General features: G+C 70.0%; 14 protein-coding genes and 1 tRNA gene. 9 read left to right on the forward strand and 6 right to left on the reverse strand.

The window, feature by feature from the left end; translation table 11 throughout:
- Positions 1–2: 2 nt before the first annotated feature.
- Positions 3–1,292, reverse strand: coding sequence for a nicotinate phosphoribosyltransferase (locus J4E04_RS06085; RefSeq protein ID WP_308115420.1), 1,290 nt, complete (start codon positions 1,290–1,292; stop codon positions 3–5).
- A 60-nt stretch (positions 1,293–1,352) separates the two neighbouring features.
- Between J4E04_RS06085 and clpS the strand changes: the two genes are divergently transcribed.
- The 7 genes from clpS (at position 1,353) to rdgB (ending at position 6,340) form a co-directional block, all read left to right on the forward strand.
- On the forward strand, positions 1,353–1,664 hold the full coding sequence (gene clpS, locus J4E04_RS06090; protein ID WP_027505488.1) for an ATP-dependent Clp protease adapter ClpS: 312 nt from the start codon (positions 1,353–1,355) through the stop codon (positions 1,662–1,664).
- A gap of 42 nt (positions 1,665–1,706) precedes the next feature.
- Positions 1,707–2,291, forward strand: coding sequence for an oxidative stress transcriptional regulator AosR (aosR, locus tag J4E04_RS06095; RefSeq protein WP_056448931.1), 585 nt, complete (start codon positions 1,707–1,709; stop codon positions 2,289–2,291).
- A complete protein-coding gene (locus J4E04_RS06100) occupies positions 2,291–3,349 on the forward strand; it encodes a P1 family peptidase (RefSeq protein WP_490150160.1) in 1,059 nt (352 codons plus the stop codon). The genes aosR and J4E04_RS06100 overlap by 1 nt, the downstream gene beginning before the upstream one ends.
- A 67-nt stretch (positions 3,350–3,416) precedes the next feature.
- On the forward strand, positions 3,417–4,061 hold the full coding sequence (locus J4E04_RS06105; RefSeq protein ID WP_056448929.1) for a rhomboid family intramembrane serine protease: 645 nt from the start codon (positions 3,417–3,419) through the stop codon (positions 4,059–4,061).
- 91 nt (positions 4,062–4,152) lie between these two features.
- Positions 4,153–4,911 (forward strand): cyclic nucleotide-degrading phosphodiesterase, encoded by a 759-nt coding sequence (locus J4E04_RS06110; protein ID WP_037185729.1) that lies wholly within the window; start codon positions 4,153–4,155, stop codon positions 4,909–4,911.
- A gap of 72 nt (positions 4,912–4,983) precedes the next feature.
- Positions 4,984–5,736 (forward strand): ribonuclease PH, encoded by a 753-nt coding sequence (gene rph / locus J4E04_RS06115; RefSeq protein ID WP_027505493.1) that lies wholly within the window; start codon positions 4,984–4,986, stop codon positions 5,734–5,736.
- Complete coding sequence (rdgB, locus tag J4E04_RS06120; RefSeq protein ID WP_308115815.1) at positions 5,729–6,340, forward strand: RdgB/HAM1 family non-canonical purine NTP pyrophosphatase; 612 nt, start codon at positions 5,729–5,731, stop codon at positions 6,338–6,340. The genes rph and rdgB overlap by 8 nt, the downstream gene beginning before the upstream one ends.
- Here the strand turns inward: rdgB and J4E04_RS06125 are convergent.
- The 4 genes from J4E04_RS06125 to J4E04_RS06140 all read right to left on the reverse strand — a co-directional run bounded on the left by J4E04_RS06125 (position 6,330) and on the right by J4E04_RS06140 (position 7,968).
- The gene (locus tag J4E04_RS06125) at positions 6,330–6,644 is read right to left on the reverse strand and encodes a DUF3817 domain-containing protein (RefSeq protein ID WP_373428373.1); all 315 of its coding nucleotides are present in this window, start codon (positions 6,642–6,644) and stop codon (positions 6,330–6,332) included. The genes rdgB and J4E04_RS06125 overlap by 11 nt on opposite strands.
- A 59-nt stretch (positions 6,645–6,703) precedes the next feature.
- Positions 6,704–7,117: a transcriptional regulator gene (locus J4E04_RS06130; RefSeq protein WP_204868612.1), complete on the reverse strand. Its 414-nt coding sequence runs from the start codon at positions 7,115–7,117 to the stop codon at positions 6,704–6,706.
- A gap of 70 nt (positions 7,118–7,187) precedes the next feature.
- Positions 7,188–7,272 (reverse strand) — tRNA-Leu (locus tag J4E04_RS06135).
- Positions 7,273–7,284: 12 nt separating this feature from the next.
- A complete protein-coding gene (locus tag J4E04_RS06140; protein WP_328812414.1) occupies positions 7,285–7,968 on the reverse strand; it encodes a DUF8548 family protein in 684 nt (227 codons plus the stop codon).
- 451 nt (positions 7,969–8,419) lie between these two features.
- Here J4E04_RS06140 and J4E04_RS06145 point away from each other — a divergent pair, with 451 nt between their 5' ends.
- Both J4E04_RS06145 and acpS read left to right on the forward strand, forming a co-directional pair.
- A complete protein-coding gene (locus tag J4E04_RS06145) occupies positions 8,420–17,620 on the forward strand; it encodes a fatty acid synthase subunit beta domain-containing protein (RefSeq protein ID WP_490150161.1) in 9,201 nt (3,066 codons plus the stop codon).
- On the forward strand, positions 17,617–18,009 hold the full coding sequence (gene acpS, locus J4E04_RS06150) for a holo-ACP synthase AcpS (RefSeq protein WP_027505498.1): 393 nt from the start codon (positions 17,617–17,619) through the stop codon (positions 18,007–18,009). The genes J4E04_RS06145 and acpS overlap by 4 nt, the downstream gene beginning before the upstream one ends.
- Positions 18,010–18,048: 39 nt before the next feature.
- On the opposite strand, the gene J4E04_RS06155 is transcribed toward acpS, so the two are convergent.
- Positions 18,049–18,660, reverse strand: a complete 612-nt coding sequence (locus J4E04_RS06155) for a TetR/AcrR family transcriptional regulator (RefSeq protein WP_027505499.1) — start codon at positions 18,658–18,660, stop codon at positions 18,049–18,051.
- Positions 18,661–18,688: the final 28 nt, after the last annotated feature.

Consider the following 18,688-nt stretch of genomic DNA (forward strand, 5'->3'; position numbering starts at 1 on the left):
GGTCAGGAGAATACCGTCGGCACGGCCGGATCTCCCTGGGACAGACCGAGTCCCTCCCAGGGCAGTGATCGCAGGCCCTCCGCGACCAGCGTGCGTGCGTCCTCGACCGTGGCGGTGTGCACGATCTCGCCGCCGCGCACCATGGGTACGGACAGCTCCCGCACCGTGTACGGATCGGTCGCGGGCAACGGCGCGCCGGCCTTCGTCACCAGCTCCTCGACGACGGTGCCCGTGCTGCGGGCCAGGCGGACGGCGCGCTTGCGTCCACCGCGCGACTCCTTGTGCGAACTGCGCTTGGCCACGGGGATGCCGTCGACCTCGACCAGTTTGTAGACCATGCCGGCGGTCGGTGCGCCCGATCCCGTGACGACGGACGTGCCGACGCCGTAGGTGTCCACGGGCTCGGCCCGCAGCGAGGCGATGGCGTACTCGTCCAGATCGCCCGAGACGACGATGCGGGTGCGCGTGGCGCCGAGGTCGTCGAGCTGCCGACGGACCTGCCGCGCCAGGACACCGAGATCGCCCGAGTCGATGCGCACGCCGCCGAGCTCGGGCCCGGCGACCTCGATGGCCGTCGCGACGCCGGCGGTGATGTCGTACGTGTCCACCAGCAGCGTGGTGCCCACACCGAGGGCGGCGATCTGCGAGCGGAACGCCGCGGCCTCGTCCGGCCCGTCGACGCCCGTGTGCAGCAGAGTGAAGGCGTGCGCACTGGTTCCGGCGCCCGGAATGCCGTGGCGGCGGACCGCTTCGAGGTTGGACGTGGCCGCGAAACCGCAGATGTACGCGACGCGCGACGAGGCCACCGCCGCTTCCTCGTGGGCGCGTCGAGAGCCCATCTCGATGAGCGGCCGGCCGTCGGACGCGGAGACCATGCGGGTGGCCGCGGCGGCGATGGCGCTGTCGTGGTTGTAGATCGACAGTGCGAGCGTCTCGAGGATCACGCACTCGGCGAAGGTGCCGCGCACGGACAGAACGGGGGAGCCGGGGAAGAACAATTCGCCCTCGCGGTAACCGTCGATGTCTCCGCCGAACCGGTAGCTCCGGAGCCAGTCGAGGGTGTCCGCCTCGAGGAACGACAACGACGCGAGTTCGTCCTCGCCGAAGCGGAAGTCGCGGAGAGCGTCGAGGAAGCGGCCCGTGCCCGCGACGACGCCGTACCGCCGCCCGTCGGGAAGCCGCCGGGCGAACACCTCGAAGGTGCAGGCGCGATGCGCCGAACCGTCGCGGAGGGCGGCCGACAGCATGGTCAGCTCGTACTGATCGGTGAACAGCGCAGTGGAGGTCACCACTGCACCCTAGAGCGGTCACCGTGTCACGGGGCGACCGATGTACGCCGTATCCTGGGCGGCATGGCTTCGGATCTCACCGCGACACTTCCGCAGGCCACGCCCGACGAGGCTGTGGAGGTGTCCGAGGACACCGCGACGGACACACCCTGGGTCACCATCGTCTGGGACGACCCGGTCAACCTGATGCACTACGTCACCTACGTCTTCCAGAAGCTGTTCGGCTACAGCAAGGACAAGGCGACGGAGCTGATGATGCAGGTGCACTCGGAAGGCAAGGCGGTCGTCTCGAGCGGGCCCCGCGACAAGATGGAGATCGACGTGCAGAAGCTGCACGCGGCGGGCCTGTGGGCCACCATGCAGCACGACGTCTGACTCTCGAACACTCGTCTCACCCACTCTGGAAGGACCGTCGTCGTGCGCATGTGGACCCGGAAGAACGCGCTGGGCGGCGTCAAGTTCAAGTCGGAGATGGACGGCCGCGAGGTGGCCGTCCTGCGGTCGCTCGTCGAGTCGGTGGTGGGGCTGCTGGAGCGACGGGGCGCCGAGGCGCCGACCGACGACCTGGCCGAGCTCACCGGCATGCGATCCGGCAACACCTCCGCTCCCGAGGACCCCACGCTCGCGCGGTTGCTTCCCGATTTCCACCGGCCCGAGGGCGCAGACACGGCCGAGTCCGACGCGCTCGCCGAGCAGGCCGACCTCAACGGCGCCCTCCGCAGCCTGTACGAGCCGGACATCATCGACATCAAGCGCGCCGCAGGCGCGACCATCCTGTCGACGCTGCCGAACGGCGGCGGCAAGATCGTTCTCACCCGCGAGCAGGCCGACTCCTGGCTGACCGGGCTGAACGACGTCCGGCTGGCCCTCGGCACCACCCTCGGCATCGATGCGGACACCCCCGACCAACTCGAGGAGGACGATCCGCGAGCACCGCACCTGGACGTCTACCACTGGCTCACCTGGATGCAGGACTCGCTGGTCCAGGTACTCATGCCGTGATGCGCGACCTGCTGTCGGACGTCGCCGGACTGACCGTCGGACACCACCACGTGCTGGATCCCGAGGTCACGCTGTCCGACGAGCACCACGACGGCGTCGGACGCGCGACCGGCTGCACCGTCGTCATGACGGACGCGCCGGTCACCGCGGCCGTCGATGTCCGCGGCGGCGGGCCGGGTACCCGCGAGACCGACCTGCTGGATCCGTCCCACGCCGTGCAGCAGATCGACGCGGTGCTGCTGACAGGCGGTTCCGCCTACGGTCTCGCGGCGGCGGACGGAGTCATGCGCCACCTCGAGGAGCATCGGCGCGGCGTGCGGATGGGCCGAGACGACCGTGTCGTCCCGATCGTGCCGGGGGCCGTGATCTTCGATCTACCGATGGGGGACTGGTCCGTGCGACCGGACGCGGAGTTCGGACGAGCAGCTGCGGCAGCCGCGTCCGCCGACTTCGCGCTCGGATGCGTCGGCGCGGGGACGGGCGCGCGGGCCGGGCTCCTGAAAGGCGGCGTCGGCAGCGCGTCGACACGGATCGAGACCGGCGCCGCGGCGGGTCTGGTGGTCAGCGCGTTGATGGTCGTCAATCCCGTCGGATCGGTCTTCGACCCCGCGACGGGTGTCCTGTGGAGTGCGGCGTCCGTCCCGGAGGTGGGCCTGCGAACCCCGAGTGCGGACGACGTGCGGGCGGCCGCCGAGCTCGCGCCGAAGGACACCTCCCTCAACACGACCATCGGCGTCGTCGCCACGGACGCGCAGCTCACCGAGTCGGAGTGCCGGCGGGTGGCCGTCGCCGCACACGACGGGCTCGCACGCGCGATCCGACCGGCCCACTCGCCGCTGGACGGCGACACGATCTTCGCCATCGCGACGGGACGGGCGGCTGCCCGCCCCGCCGAGGTGGACATGCCGATGATGATGCCTGATCTGGCCGTGCTCGACGGAGTGTGCGCGGCGGTCGCCCCGGTGGTCGAGCGCGCCATCGCGCGGGCGATCCTCGCCGCGACGGCGGTGGCCGGGGTTCCCGCCTATCGGGACGTGTTCCCGAGTTCCGGCGCGTGAGCCCGACCCGCACTCTCGAGTATCGTCGAAACCGGACATCACCTCTCGCCTCACGATCGGGAACGCCATGACCCTCGGAACCTCCGGCGCGCAGCCGGCCACGCAGCCGCGACGCTCGCGCTGGGCGAGCGCCGCCATGGTGATCGGTGGCTTCGTCGCCGTTCTGTACGTCATCGAGGCGGTGGACGTGGCGTCCGGTCTCGCCCTCGACCGGCACGGCATCGGCCCCCGATCGGTCGACGGTCTCCAGGGCGTCGCCTTCGCCCCTCTGCTCCACCACGGGTGGGACCACCTGTTCGCCAACACCGTTCCGCTGCTGGTGTTGGGATTCGTGCTGATGCTCTCGGGCATCGCGCGCGGTCTGGCCGTCACCGCGGTGGTGTGGATCGTGGGTGGGCTGGGCACCTGGCTGACGGGCGAGACCGCGTCCCTGCACGTCGGCGCCTCGATCATCGTGTTCGGGTGGTTGTCCTACCTCATCGTGCGCGGCGTCTTCGCCCGCGATCTCGGGCAGTTGCTCGTCGGGGTCCTGGTGCTGCTCGTCTACGGCAGCGCGTTGTGGGGGGTGCTCCCGACGCAGGAGGACGTGTCGTGGCAGGGCCACCTGTTCGGCGCACTCGCGGGAGTACTGGCGGCCTGGATGTTCGCCGGTGCCGCACGTCGGCAACGCGCCGCGCGCACGCTCCCGCCGTCGCCCACCCTGCACCGGTGACAGGAGCCGTGCGCACCCTTCGGACATCTCACGACACGGTGTGTCGCCGAACTCTCTCGGACCTCTCACCGCGCGTGGCAGCATGACACCCATGCGTCTCACGGTTCTGGGTTGTTCGGGCAGTGTCTCGGGTCCGGACTCGCCGGCATCGGGATATCTCATCGAGGCGCCCGACACCGCTCCGCTCGTCATGGACTTCGGGCCCGGTGTTCTCGGTGCCCTGCAGAAGTACGTGAACCCCGCCGACGTGCACGTGCTGCTGTCGCACCTGCACGCCGATCACTGCCTCGACGTCCCCGGACTGCTGGTCTGGCGCCGGTACGGCCCCACTGCGGTGGAGGGCCGTGCCGTGGTCCTCGGGCCGTCGGACATGGCGTTCCGTCTGGGCGTGGCGTCCGCGGAGAGCGGTGGCCGGATCGACGACATGTCGGACACCCTCGATCTGCGGTACCTCCGAGACGGTTCCGTGGTGACGTTCGGTGCGCTGACCATCGAGCCGCGACGCGTGTACCACCCGCCGGAGTCCTACGGCATGCGCATCACCACCGAGAGTGGAACCGTCCTGGCTTACACCGGGGACACCGGAATGTGCGACGCGGTGGTCGAACTGTCGACCGGGGCCGACGTGCTCCTGGCCGAGGCGTCGTGGACACACGCCGCGGATCGCCCTCAGGGCGTACACCTCTCGGGTACCGAGGCCGGCCGGCTGGCGGCCATGGCGGAGGTCTCGGAACTGCTGCTCACCCACATCCCGCCGTGGACGTCACGCGAGGACGTCGTCGCGGAGGCGAAGGCCGAGTTCGGTGGTCCGGTGCATGCCGTCTCACCCGGCTACGTCGTCGAGGTCTGACCGCTCGCACGTCCCTCGGGGCGCGGCAGTCCGTCCCCGGGCCGTGTCGGCGACCCGACTAGGGTGGCAGGCGTGTCCACACGTGAAGACGGCAGAGCAGACGACGAACTCCGCACCATCACCATCACCCGCGGTTTCACCTCGCACCCGGCAGGATCGGTGCTGGTCGAGTTCGGCAACACCCGGGTGATGTGCACCGCCAGCGTGGAGGAGGGGGTGCCGCGGTGGCGCAAGGGATCCGGGCTCGGCTGGCTCACCGCCGAGTACGCCATGCTTCCCGGCGCGACGCACACCCGCAACAGCCGCGAATCGGTGAAGGGCAAGGTCAGCGGACGCACGTCCGAGATCAGCCGACTCATCGGGCGCTCGCTGCGGGCCTGCATCGATCTCGCCGCTCTCGGTGAGAACACCATCGCCCTCGACTGCGACGTGCTGCAGGCCGACGGCGGGACGCGCACCGCGGCGATCACGGGTGCCTTCGTGGCACTGTCCGATGCAGTCACCTATCTCGCGGCTCACGGCAAGCTCGCCGATCCGCAGCCCATCTCCTGCGCCATCGCTGCCGTGTCGGTCGGCGTGGTGGACGGCCGCGTCCGGTTGGACCTGCCGTACGAGGAGGACTCCCGCGCCGAGGTGGACATGAACGTCGTGGCCACCGACACCGGAACACTCGTCGAGATCCAGGGCACCGGCGAGGGCGCGACCTTCCCGCGGTCCACCCTCGACGCCATGCTCGACAATGCCCTCGCCGGCTGCGAGCGCATCTTCGCGATCCAGAAGGAGGCTCTCGCGGCCCCTTACCCCGGTGAGCTGCCCGGTGCCTGACGTACGGCTCCTCGTCGCCAGCCGCAACGCGAAGAAGCTCGCCGAACTGCGGCGGGTGCTCGATGCCGCGCAGGTCGGCGGCGTGGAACTGGTGGGGCTCGACGAGGTCGCCGAGTACCCGGAGACTCCCGAGACCGGGGCGACCTTCGAGGAGAACGCTCTGATCAAGGCTCGGGACGGCGCTGCCGCGACCGGGATGCCTTGTGTGGCAGATGATTCGGGGATCGCGATCGACGCGCTGAACGGCATGCCCGGAGTGCTGTCGGCGCGATGGTCGGGACAGCACGGCCAGGACGAGGCGAACACCGCGCTGGTGCTGGCGCAACTGGCCGACGTGCCGGACGAGCGGCGCGGTGCGGCGTTCGTCTCCGCCTGCGCGCTGGTGCTGCCGGACGGACGTGAGCACGTGGTCCGCGGCGAGTGGCGGGGGAGTGTGTCGAGAACCCGTGCCGGAAGCGGTGGATTCGGTTACGACCCGATCTTCGTTCCGGACGGTGCCGGGCAGTCCGCTGCCGAGATGACGCCTGCGGAGAAGGACGCGTCGTCCCATCGCGGCGTCGCGCTGCGCCGGTTGCTCCCGGAGATCACCGCGCTCACGCAGTAGGTCGGACGGTGAAGTCCCGCTTCACCTGCTGGGTGCGGCGGTGCTCGATGACGAACGACAGGAACGGCACGGTGCCGGCGAGGAGCGTGCCGATGGTGCGGCCGACGGGCCAGCGCACCTTCACGGCGAGGTCGAGCGTGACGATCAGGTACGCGAAGTAGACCCAGCCGTGCACGATCGCGATCCACCCGGGCAGGTTCTCGACGCCGAAGACGTACTTGGCCACCATCTCCGCGGTCAGCACCAGCAGCCAGACGCCGGTGGCGTAGGCGAGAACGCGATAGCGCAGAAGTGCGGGCTCGATCCGCCGGTCGGTCGGCCGACCCCCGGTGCTTCGAGCGGCGGGACGAGGTTCTGCGGTGCTCACGAAGTGCTCCTGTCGTTCTCGCGGCCGGCGTCCAACTCCGCGAGATAGCTGTTGTACTCCCGCAGTTGACGAGTCTCCTCGTCGTCGGCGGTGTCGTCGGACACGCGGGTCGCCCGAGCTGTCGGGCGCTGCGGGAGGAGATCGGTGGGGATCTCGGTGATCACCGTGGACTCCACCGGTTCGTCCACGGTGTCCTCGAGTTGGACGAACCGTCGGTAGGCGAACACGACGAAGGCGGCGAAGAGGGGCCACTGGAAGGCGTAACCGAGATTCTGACCCGTGCCGGACGACGATTCGAATCGTTCCCACTGCCAGTACCCGAGCGCCAGGCATCCGCAGGCAGCGACGATGACCAGCACGATGAGTGCTGGTCGGCGCGTCCTCGAGGTGGTGTCCCGGCTCTGATCCACACCACGACGGTACCGGACCGCGCACGGTCAACGACACCGCGTCGTAGAGGTCGTGGTGGGACTCACCTGCTGGTGCGCGAGGGGGGACTTGAACCCCCACGTCCTGAGACACCAGGACCTAAACCTGGCGCGTCTGCCAATTCCGCCACTCGCGCGTGCAGGTGAGTCTAGACGACCTCGGCCGGCACCTCGCGGGTCCGCGGCCTGCGGACGAGCGAACGCTGGTAGCGCCACACCGCGTGCTGCAGCGTCGCGCGGTCGGTGTCGAGGTCACCTGCGACCGCGTCCAGGACGGCGTTCCGGTCCTCGACTCCGTCGACGGTCACGGCGAGTGTCACGCGCAGGAAGTCGTCGACCCCGGCGTCGCTCAGCGGTGACGCGACGCCGAGGGCGCCGAGAAAGCACTCCCATGACAGCTCGCCGACACCTGCGACGGAGACGAACGCGTCGTGTTGCGTCTCGGACCCGTCCACGTCCGTCGCCCTGGTCACCCCGACTGCGAGCAGTGCGGCGGCGACGGCCCGCGCGGCGTCGGCCTTGGTCGAGTGATTCCCCGGAACCCGCTGCCGGTTGTCCACGACGTCGGCATCGAGCGTGGTGAGAGCGCGGAGATCGTCCACCGCGCCGCATCGCGAGCGCCGCCACGCGGCGATCACCCGGCGCACTCCCGTGGTGGGACCGCCATACGTCGCTCTCGACGAGAACACGGCGTCGAGGAGAGCGGCCTCGACGTCCCCGGCCCACCCCGGAAACCAGAACGGCCAGGTCTCCCGTGGAATCACCGCGTCGACGGCGGTAGCGGTGGCAGTCTGCGTCGAACGGTCGATGATCGCTGCGATGGTGTCGGTCATGTGAGTCCCCCCGGTCTGGGTGCACGACGTGTGCGATCAGGAAGGTAGACGGACGGTCCGACAGGAACCGCCCGTCCGCTCGTATAACGAATTGGTAACGATGAACACGAGGAATCCCTCAGGTTCCTCGCCCGCGGAAACCGCCCTGGTCTGCAGCGATCGACCCTACTTTCGGGTCAGTTGAGCCGCCGTTTCTGGCCACGATCACGACGTACCCGCGGGTAGCACTAGGACGTCAAACAGAACGTGAGGAATTCCTCATGATTCCGTGTCATCCTTGAGCCCACGAGATGCGAGTGGTCCGTCGATGACGACTGCCCACCGTCTCGGGCTCCCGGAGTCTCGTGTCGCCGGTGGCCCAGCAACGTCGAACAACCCAGCCACGTCGAACGAGCCCAGCGTCAGAAGTACCCAGCACCTCGCGATCCGAGGTAGGAGAGGACACGCACGCGTGACCATCAACGAGAGCACTCCCCCCAACCGCCAGCGCTCCACCGATCGGGCGGAGTCGCTCGCGGAGCGGTTCGTCGCGGGCGAGCCCTACGCGTTCGCCTTCGGTGGCCAGGGTGCGCCCTGGTTGCCCACCCTCGACGAGCTGACCCGGGACTGTGCACTCGAGCCGCAGATCACCGATCTCGTCAACACCGCGGCCGACATCCTCGCGCCCGTGGCGCAGGAGCTCCTGGTCGTGCGGCCCCTCGGCTTCGATCCCATCGCCTGGATGCTGGAGCAGGAGCTCGCCGACGATCCGTCGGCCGGTCCGTCCACCGCGGCCCTCGCCTCCGCGGCCGTCTCCGTCCCCGGCGTCCTCCTCACCCAGATCGCCGCACTGCGCGCGCTGTCGGTGCAGGGACTGGACTGGACCGCCACTCCGCCCTCCGCCGTCATCGGCCACTCGCAGGGTGTCCTCGCCGAGGCGGCTGTCGCCGATCTCGGACGCAGTGACGCCGAACTGCTGGCCGTCGCGCAGCTCATCGGTGCCGCAGCCGGTCTCGTCGGCCGCCGCCGTGCCCTCATCGGCTCGGGCGAGCGGGCTCCCATGATCGCCGTCTCCGCCGTCGACCCCGTCCGTCTGCAGGCCATCGTCGACGAGGTCGCGGGCGACGACGCCACGACGTCCGCCGTCGTCGCCATCCGCAACGGTCGCCGCCGCGTCGTCCTCAGCGGTCCGTACACCAAGCTCGTCCGCGTGCAGCAGCGCTGCGAGGAGATCTCGGCCACCGAGACCCGCGAGCGTGACGCCAAGAAGCGTGGCGGCGCGATCTTCGCTCCCGTCTTCGAACCCCTCGACATCGAGGTCGGCTTCCACCACCCACAGATGGGTGAGGCCGTCGACGTCGTCGGCCAGTGGGCCGAGCGCTGTGGCGTCGACGTCTCCCGTGCCCGCGCACTCGCGCAGGCCATCCTGGTCGATCCCGTCGACTGGGTCGCCGCGACCGAGTCCGTGGTCACCGCCGGCGCCTCGTGGATCCTCGACCTCGGTCCCGGTGACGCCCTCACCCGCCTGACCGCATCGAACATCAGTGGCCACGGCGTGGGCGTCGTCGCCGCGTCGACCCGCACCGGGCACCGGAACCTCCTCACTCCCGGCGCCGCACCCGAGGTGGACCGGCCGTGGAGCGACTTCGCCCCGTCCGTGGTCACCCTCCCGAACGGGTACACCGCCGTCGAGACGTCCTTCACCAAGCTGACGGGTCGGTCGCCGATCCTGCTCGCGGGCATGACCCCGACCACCGTCGACCCGAAGATCGTCGCCGCCGCGACCAACGCCGGCCACTGGGCCGAGCTCGCCGGTGGCGGACAGGTCACCGAGGAGATCTTCGCCGGCCACGTCGCCGAGCTGCAGGAACTCCTCGAGCCGGGCCGTTCCGTGCAGTTCAACTCGCTCTTCCTCGACCCCTACCTGTGGAAGCTGCAGCTCGGCGGCAAGCGCCTCGTGCAGAAGGCCCGCACGGCGGGTGCGCCGTTCGACGGCGTCGTCGTCACCGCGGGCATCCCCGAGCTCGACGAGGCCGTCGCGCTCATCGAGGAGCTGACCGAGGTCGGCATCAGCCACGTCTGCTTCAAGCCGGGCACGGTGGCGCAGATCCGCGCCGTGATCCGCATCGCCAACGAGGTTCCGGACTACCCGGTCATCGTCCACATCGAAGGTGGCCGCGCCGGTGGCCACCATTCGTGGGAGGACCTCGACGACCTGCTGGTAGCCACCTACGCGGAGCTGCGGTCGCACGACAACATCGTCATCTGCGTCGGCGGCGGCATCGGAACTCCCGAGCGCGCAGCCGACTACCTCACCGGACGCTGGTCGGAGGCCGCCGGCTTCCCGGCCATGCCGCTCGACGGCATCCTCGTCGGCACCGCCGCGATGGCCACGCTCGAGGCGACAACGTCCCCCGAGGTCAAGCAGCTCCTCGTCGACACCCCCGGAACGCCCGACTGGGTCGGTGCCGGCACCGCGATCGGCGGCATGGCTTCCGGCCGCAGCCAGCTCGGCGCGGACATCCACGAGATCGACAACGCCGCCTCGCGGACCGGTCGTCTGCTCGACGAGGTCGCCGGCGACGACGAGGCCGTGGCCGCCCGCCGCGACGAGATCATCGCCGCTCTCGACGCCACCGCGAAGCCGTACTTCGGCGACGTCGCGTCCATGACGTACCTGCGCTGGCTCGAGCGTTACCTCGAGCTCGCCGTCGGGCACGACATCGACACCGACACTCCGTGGCTCGACGTCACGTGGCGCGTCCGCTTCCGCGACATGCTCCAGCGCGCCGAGGCCCGCCTGCACCCCGTCGACCGTGGCCCCGTTCCCACCCTCTTCGCCGAGGACGACATCCTCGATCGCCCCGCCGATGCCCTGCGGGCACTCGTCGCGGCCTACCCCGATGCCTCGACGGTCGAGCTGCACCCGGCCGACGTGCCGTTCTTCATCTCGCTGTGCCGCATCCCCGGCAAGCCGGTCAACTTCGTTCCCGTCGTGGACAAGGACGTTCGCCGCTGGTGGCGCAGTGACTCGCTGTGGCAGGCCCACGACGCGCGGTACTCGGCAGACCAGGTCTGCGTCATCCCCGGCACCGTGGCCGTCGCCGGCATCGACCGGCTGAACGAGCCGGTCGGCGATCTGCTGAACCGCTTCGAGAAGGCCACCGCGGATCGCCTGCTCGGCTCCGGCGCGGACTCCGTCGCCGTCGCCACCCGCCGTCATCCCGACATCGCGGGCGGTCTCGTGGGCATGGTGCTCGCCGCTCCGGACATCACCTGGGCATCGCGCCTCGCGCCCAACCCCGTTCGTCGACTCGGTGCACTGTCCGAGTGGGACGTCGTGTCCGACGAGGCCGCCACCCACGCCCGTACCGGCGCCACGCTGACCGTCGCCGGCTCGGACCAGGTGCTCCTCTCGGTCCCGCTCTCGCCCGGCAAGAGCGTCGACATCCGCATCACCGTCCCCGCCTCGGCGGTCGACGGCGGAGCGCCGCTCGTCACCGACGCGGACGCCGAGTCGTCGATGTCCGCACTGCTCGGAGTCGCTGCGGGACAGGAACTCCCGACGGTCAAGGGCGGCGCTGCTCGCCTCAACATCGCCTGGTCGCCCGACCTCGTCGCCGACCATGCGGGTGTCACCGGCTCCGGCCTCCCCGCGGACTACGGCGTCGGCCACTCGGCCGTGCCCGACGTCCTCGTCGGAGCGTGCTGGCCCGCCGTGTTCGCCGTGCTCGGCTCGGCGCGTACCGCCGACGCCGGCTCCGTCATCGAGGGCATGCTCGACCTGGTGCACCTCGACCACCGCATCGATCTCATGGGCACGCTCCCGGACCACCACAGCATCCTGGTGGTGAAGGCGCAGTCGGGCGAGGTCGTCGACACCGATCTCGGCCGCGTGGTCGAGGTCTCCGTGGAGATCGGCGCCATGCTGGGCGAGGGCCTCGACGCTCCCGTCGTCGCCACCCTCGTCGAGCGGTTCGCCATCCGTGGCCGCACCGGCACCGGCACGCTGTCGGATCCGCCGCGCGCCGGCGGGTCGGTCACCGACGCGCTGGTCGAGACCCCGCGCCGCCGTCGCCGCGACACCACCATCACGGCTCCGCGTCACATGGGTGCGTTCGCTCAGGTCTCCGGCGACCACAACCCGATCCACACCTCGGACGCCGCAGCACGTCTCGCCGGTCTCGGCGATCCCATCGTGCACGGCATGTGGCTCTCGGCTGCCGCGCAGCAGGTGGTCACCGCCGTCGATCCGGCCGCGACGACTCCGCCGCGTCGCCTCACGGCGTGGACCACGCGCTTCCTCGGCATGGTGCGTCCCGGCGCCTCGATCGACGTCCGCGTCGATCGCGTCGGCTACGAGGCCGGTTCCGAGATCGTCGAGGTCTCCTGCAAGGTCGACGGCGACATGGTCATGATGGCCACCGGCCGCATCGCCGCACCGAAGACGGTCTACGCGTTCCCGGGCCAGGGCATCCAGCAGCCCGGCATGGGACTCGACGCACGGGCTCGCTCGAAGGCCGCCCGTGAGATCTGGGAGCGTGCGGACAAGCACACCCGCGCTGCCCTCGGCTTCTCCATTCTCGCTGTCGTGCGGGACAACCCGACCGAGCTGCGCGCCAGGGGAGTGACCCACCGTCATCCCGACGGCGTCCTGCACCTGACCCAGTTCACCCAGGTCGCGATGGCCGTGCTCGGTGTCGCCCAGGTGGCTGAGCTCCGCGAGTCCGGCGCGTTCGTCGAGGACTCGTTCCTCGCCGGCCACTCCGTCGGTGAGTACAACGCTCTCGCCGCCGTCGCCGGGGTCCTGCCGCTCGAGGCCGTCCTCGAAGTGGTCTTCCAGCGCGGCTCCGCCATGCACCAGCTGGTCCCGCGTGATGCGAAGGGCCGCAGCCAGTACCGCATGGCCGCCATCCGTCCGTCCCAGGTCGGCCTCGCCGACGACGACGTCATCGGATTCGTCGAGTCCATCGGTGAGCGCACCGGCGAGTTCCTGCAGGTGGTCAACCTCAACCTGCGCGGCTCCCAGTACGCCATCGCCGGCACCGTCGCGGGTCTCGAGGAGCTCGAGCGCGAGATCGACCGTCGCCGTGCCGAGTTCGGCGGCAAGCGGGCCTTCATCCTGGTCCCCGGCATCGACGTCCCGTTCCACTCCACCGTTCTGCGCGGCGGTGTGGACGACTTCCGGGCTCGTCTCCTCGAGCTGCTCCCGGAGACGATCGACCCGTCGATCCTCGTCGGCCGCTACATCCCCAACCTGGTTCCGCGTCTGTTCACGCTCGATCGTGACTTCGTGCAGGAGATCGCCGACCTGGTGCCGTCCGAGCCGCTGGCCGACGTCCTGGGTCGGTGGGACGACTGGGCCGCCCGCCCGGCCGATCTGTGCCGCGTGATCCTGACCGAGCTGCTGGCATGGCAGTTCGCCAGCCCGGTCCGGTGGATCGAGACGCAGGACCTGCTGTTCGCCGACGAGTCGGACGGCGGACTGGGCATCGAGCGTTTCGTCGAGGTGGGTCTGGGATCCGTTCCCACGGTGGCCAACCTGGCGACCAACACGCTCAAGCTTCCCGGTCGCATCGGCCACCCCGTCGAGGTGCTCAACATCGAGCGCGACGCGGCCGTCGTCTTCTCCACGGACACCGATCCGGAGATGGTGGACGAGCCCGAGTCCGAGACTCCCGCTGCAGATCCGGCGGCTGCCCCGGCAGCCGTCGCCGCCCCGGTCGCTGCTCCTGCGGCACCGGCCGGTGGGCCGCGTCCCGACGACATCGCGTTCACGGCGTCGGATGCCACGACCGTGCTGATCGCTCTGTGGACCAAGCTCCGCATCGATCAGATCGGCCCCGCCGACACCATCGAGGCGCTGTGCGACGGCGTCTCGTCCCGGCGTAACCAGCTGCTCGTCGATCTCGGTTCCGAGCTGTCGCTCGGCGCGATCGACGGCGCGGCCGACGCCGACATGGGTGCCCTCGCCGGCACCGTCAACAAGCTGGCACGTACCTACCGTCCGTTCGGGCCGGTGCTCAGCGACTCGGTGAACGATCACCTGCGCAAGGTGTTCGGACCGTCGGGACGTCGTCCCGGCTCCATCGCGGAGCGCGTCGCCAAGGTGTGGCAGCTCGGTGACGGGTGGGCCCACCACGTCACCGCCGAGGTCGCTCTCGGCACCAGGGACGGCGCATCGATCCGCGGCGGCGACCTCGGTGGTCTCGCGGACGGTGCCGTCGCCGACGGTGCCGCGGTCGACGCGGTCATCGACGCAGCCGTGACTGCGGTCGGTCAGCGACGCGGCATCCAGGTGTCCATGCCCTCCAGTGGGGGCAGCGGCGGCGGTGGCACCGTCGACGCGGCCGCCCTGGGTGAGTTCACCGAGAACATCACCGGGCGCAGCGGAGTGCTGGCCTCGGCGGCCCGACTGGTCCTCGAACAGCTCGGATTCGCCGAGAACCTCACCCTGCCCGAGGCGGACGCGAGCGAGGCCGAGCTGGTCGACCTGGTGTCCACCGAGCTCGGCACCGACTGGCCGCGTCTGGTCGCTCCGTCGTTCGACGCCCGCAAGGCGGTGCTGATCGACGACCGCTGGGCCAGTGCGCGTGAGGATCTCGCCCGACTGTGGCTTGGGGACGAGAAGGCTCAGGCACTCGCTGTCGACACCTTCGCCGGAACCGGCAGGGCTGTCGCGTCCCAGGCGAGCTGGTGGCAGCAGAAGGCTGACGCCCAGGGGCGCGGCGACCTGGCGGCCACCTACTGCGCCATCGCGTCGGCTGCGGCGCAGTCGACCGAGGCGTCCACCCGCTGGACCGGGCAGGTCGCGGTCGTCACCGGCGCCAGCAAGAACTCGATCGCCGCTGCGGTGACCGGGGAACTGCTCGCCGGCGGTGCGACCGTGTTCCTCACCACCTCGCGTCTCGACGAGAGCCGAGTCGGGTTCTACCGTGAGCTCTACCGCACGAATGCCACTGCGGGAGCAGCCCTCTGGGTGGTCCCGGCGAACATGGCCTCGTACGCCGACGTCGATGCCCTGATCGAGTGGATCGGCAGCGACCAGATCGATTCGGCCGGTGGCGCGAAGAAGCTGGTCAAGCCCGCCGTCACCCCCACGATGCTGTTCCCCTTCGCGGCACCGCGGGTCGCCGGCGAGCTGTCCGACGCCGGTGCCCGCGCCGAGATGGAGATGCGCGTCCTGCTCTGGTCGGTCGAGCGTCTCATCGGTGGTCTGTCGAAGATCGGTCACGACCGCGACGTCGACACCCGTCTGCACGTGACACTTCCCGGTTCGCCGAACCGTGGACTGTTCGGTGGCGACGGTGCCTACGGCGAGTCCAAGGCAGCGCTCGACGCCGTGGTGAACCGCTGGAAGGCGGAGCGCACCTGGGCCGAGCGAGTCACGTTGGTGCACGCCCGTATCGGTTGGGTCCGCGGCACCGGCCTCATGGGTCACAACGACCCGGTGGCCAACGCTGCCGAGGCGGCCGGTGTGCGCACCTGGTCCACGGCGGAGATGGCCGAGCAGCTGCTCGCCACCTGCGACGAGGAGTCCCGGACCGCCGCCGCGCAGGCACCGCTCGAGGTCGATCTCACCGGCGGCCTCGCCGAGGCGGGCCTCGATCTGGCCGCACTCGCCAAGCAGGCGGCCGACGAGGCCGTCGCGGACGAGTCCGTCGCCGAGGCACTCGCCACCGTCGACGCGCTTCCCGCGCCGCCGCGGCTCGACGAGCAGCCCGCAGCACCCGCGTGGACCGCTCTGGACATCGAGCCGTCCGAGATGGTCGTCATCGTCGGAACGGGCGAGCTCGGGCCGTACGGCAGCGCACGCACCCGCTTCGAGATGGAGGTCGACGAGAAGCTCTCGGCGGCAGGCGTTCTCGAACTCGCGTGGAACACCGGCCTGGTGGTCTGGGAGAACGATCCCAAGCCGGGGTGGTACGACGCCGAGTCCGGCGATCTGGTGCCCGAGGCGGAGATCGCCGACCGGTACCACGACACGGTCGTCGAACGCTGCGGTATCCGGCAGTACGAGGACGACGGCGCGATGGTGAACAACACCGCGCCGCTGCTCACCTCGGTGTTCCTGGACAACGATCTGACGTTCGTCGTCGGCAGCGAGGCGGAGGCACGCGCCTTCGTCGGTGCCGATCCCGAGCGGACGGTCGTGAACCAGAACGCGGAGGGTGACTGGCAGGTCACGCGCAAGGCGGGCACCGAGATCCGCGTACCGCGTCAGATGAAGCTGACGCGCACGGTCGGTGGTCAGATCCCCACGGGATTCGACGCCACCAAGTGGGGCATCTCGCCGGACATGGCGAGCTCCATCGACCGAGTCGCGCTGTGGAACATCGTCTGCACGGTCGACGCGTTCATCACCAGCGGCTTCACCCCGTCCGAGCTCATGCGCTGGACGCACCCCTCGCTGGTCGCCAACACGCAGGGCACCGGTATGGGCGGCATGGAGTCGATGCGCTCGCTGTACATCGACACCCTGCTGGGCGACGCTCGTGCGAACGACATCCTGCAGGAAGCGCTGCCGAACGTCGTTGCGGCGCACGTGGTGCAGTCGTACGTCGGGTCCTACGGCGCGATGATCCACCCGGTCGCGGCCTGCGCCACGGCGGCGGTCTCGGTCGAGGAGGGCGTGGACAAGATCCGGCTCGGCAAGGCGACGTTCGTCGTGGCCGGCGGGTTCGACGACCTCAGCACCGAGGGCATCATCGGCTTCGGCGACATGTCGGCGACGGCGGAGGCCTCGGCGATGCACGCCAAGGGCATCTCGGATCGCCGGTTCTCCCGAGCCAACGACCGTCGACGCGGCGGCTTCGTCGAGTCGCACGGCGGCGGAACGATTCTGCTGGCTCGCGGTGACCTCGCTCTGGAGATGGGCCTGCCCGTCCTCGGTGTCGTCGGATGGGCGCAGTCCTTCGGTGACGGCGTGCACACGTCGATCCCGGCTCCCGGTCTCGGCGCCCTCGGCGCTGCCCGCGGCGGTCAGGACTCGGCGATGGCGTTGTCGCTCAGCGCACTCGGCGTCTCCGCGGACGACATCGCGATCGTCTCCAAGCACGACACGTCGACCAACGCGAACGATCCCAACGAGGCGGAGATGCACACGCGTCTGGCCCGAGCACTGGGCCGCACGGAGGGCAACCCCCTCTTCGTGGTCTCGCAGAAGTCGCTGACCGGACACAGCAAGGGCGGCGCTGCCGCCTTCCAGCTGATCGGTCTCTGCCAGGTGCTGGCCGAGGGCGTCGTGCCGCCGAACCGCAGTCTCGACTGCGTCGACGACACGATGACCGAGTTCGAGAACCTGGTCTGGGTACGCGAACCGCTGCGCTTCGGGGAGCGGCTGCCGTTCAAGGCCGGTCTGCTGACCAGCCTCGGCTTCGGCCATGTGTCCGGCATCATCGCCGTGGTGCACCCGCAGGCGTTCCTCGAGGCGGTTCCGGCCGCGCAGCGCGAGGAGTACACGGCGAAGGCGCAGGCACGTGTGGTGGCCGGCAAGCGGCGGCTGATGGAGGCGATGTGCGGCGGATCCTCGCTGTACGAGCGTCCGGAGGATCGCCGACTGGGCCACGACGGCACGTCGAGCGATGCGAAGCACGAGCTCGAGATCGATCTGCTGCTGAGCGAAGATTCTCGCCTCGGCGCGGACGACGTCTACCGTACGGTGGCCGAGTGAGCATCCTGGGAGTCGGTCTGGATCTGGTGTCGGTCTCGGAGTTCGCCGAGCAGATGGAGAAGGTCGGGACCACCATGGTCCGCGACAGCTTCACTGCCGGCGAGCGCCGCCACGCCGCCACGCGCAGTGCGGATCCCGCGCGGCACTACGCCGCGCGGTGGGCCGCGAAGGAAGCGGTGCTGAAGGCTTGGGCCGCATCACGTTTCGCTCGTGCGCCCCAGATCGGCGACAACCCGTACCCGCTGATCGAGGTCGTCAACGACGCGTGGGGACGTCCGTCGATCAAGCTGCACGGCATGGCCGCGGAGTTCCTGCCGACGGTCAAGATCCACCTGTCGCTGACCCACGACGGCGACATGGCGGGAGCGGTGGCGATCCTCGAGGAGTGATCGTCAGACGAATGACGGAGAAGAGGAGAGCCGACGCGATCAGCGTCGGCTCTCCTTTTCTGCCACCAACAGGTAGGCGCCCATCAGGCGCTTCAGCTCGGCGACGGCGTCGGCGTGACTCTGACCGTCCTGCACCGAGAAGTTGAGCATGGAGTAGACGACGTGCACGAGCACCTCGGCCATGAGGTTGCGGCGGGCACGTGGGGTGCGGGGTGTGAGCGGTGCGAGCACCCGCTCCACCTGGGCGGCGAACGCCTTCTCGTGGATCATGCCGGTGGCGCGTGTGGCCGGGGTGGACTGCATCGCCAACCACACCTCGCGTCGGGACGGATCCGACGTCCACAGGCTGGAGAGATGGTCCAGGAAGTCGTCGAGGAAGCGTAGCCAGTCGAGTGACGGAACCTCCCCGTCGAAATCGGCGAACTCCTGGCGCACGCCTGCGAGATCCTGGCGACCCAGTTCGCACACGATGACGTACTTGTTGGCGAAGAACTGGTACAGCGTGCCGATGGGCAGCCCGGCGCGGGCCGCGACCTCCTCGCACGTGAACGACTCGAACCCCACGTCGGTCAACAGTTCGCGCGACGCCGTCAACAACGCGTCGAACTTCCGTTTGCTGCGCTCCTGGGTGGGGCGGCGGCGGGGGAGCAGCTCGACGGGCTCGTTCTCGTCCGCGTTC

This window comes from Rhodococcus sp. NFXS4 (genome assembly GCF_058139645.1).

What these genes read in the sequence shown, in the direction of transcription:
- J4E04_RS06110 (WP_037185729.1), top strand. Translation starts at nt 4,153, where the DNA reads ATGCGTCTCACGGTTCTGGGTTGTTCGGGCAGTGTCTCGGGTCCGGAC.
- J4E04_RS06140 (WP_328812414.1), bottom strand. Translation starts at nt 7,968, where the DNA reads ATGACCGACACCATCGCAGCGATCATCGACCGTTCGACGCAGACTGCC.
- J4E04_RS06105 (WP_056448929.1), top strand. Translation starts at nt 3,417, where the DNA reads ATGACCCTCGGAACCTCCGGCGCGCAGCCGGCCACGCAGCCGCGACGC.
- J4E04_RS06100 (WP_490150160.1), top strand. Translation starts at nt 2,291, where the DNA reads ATGCGCGACCTGCTGTCGGACGTCGCCGGACTGACCGTCGGACACCAC.
- clpS (WP_027505488.1), top strand. Translation starts at nt 1,353, where the DNA reads ATGGCTTCGGATCTCACCGCGACACTTCCGCAGGCCACGCCCGACGAG.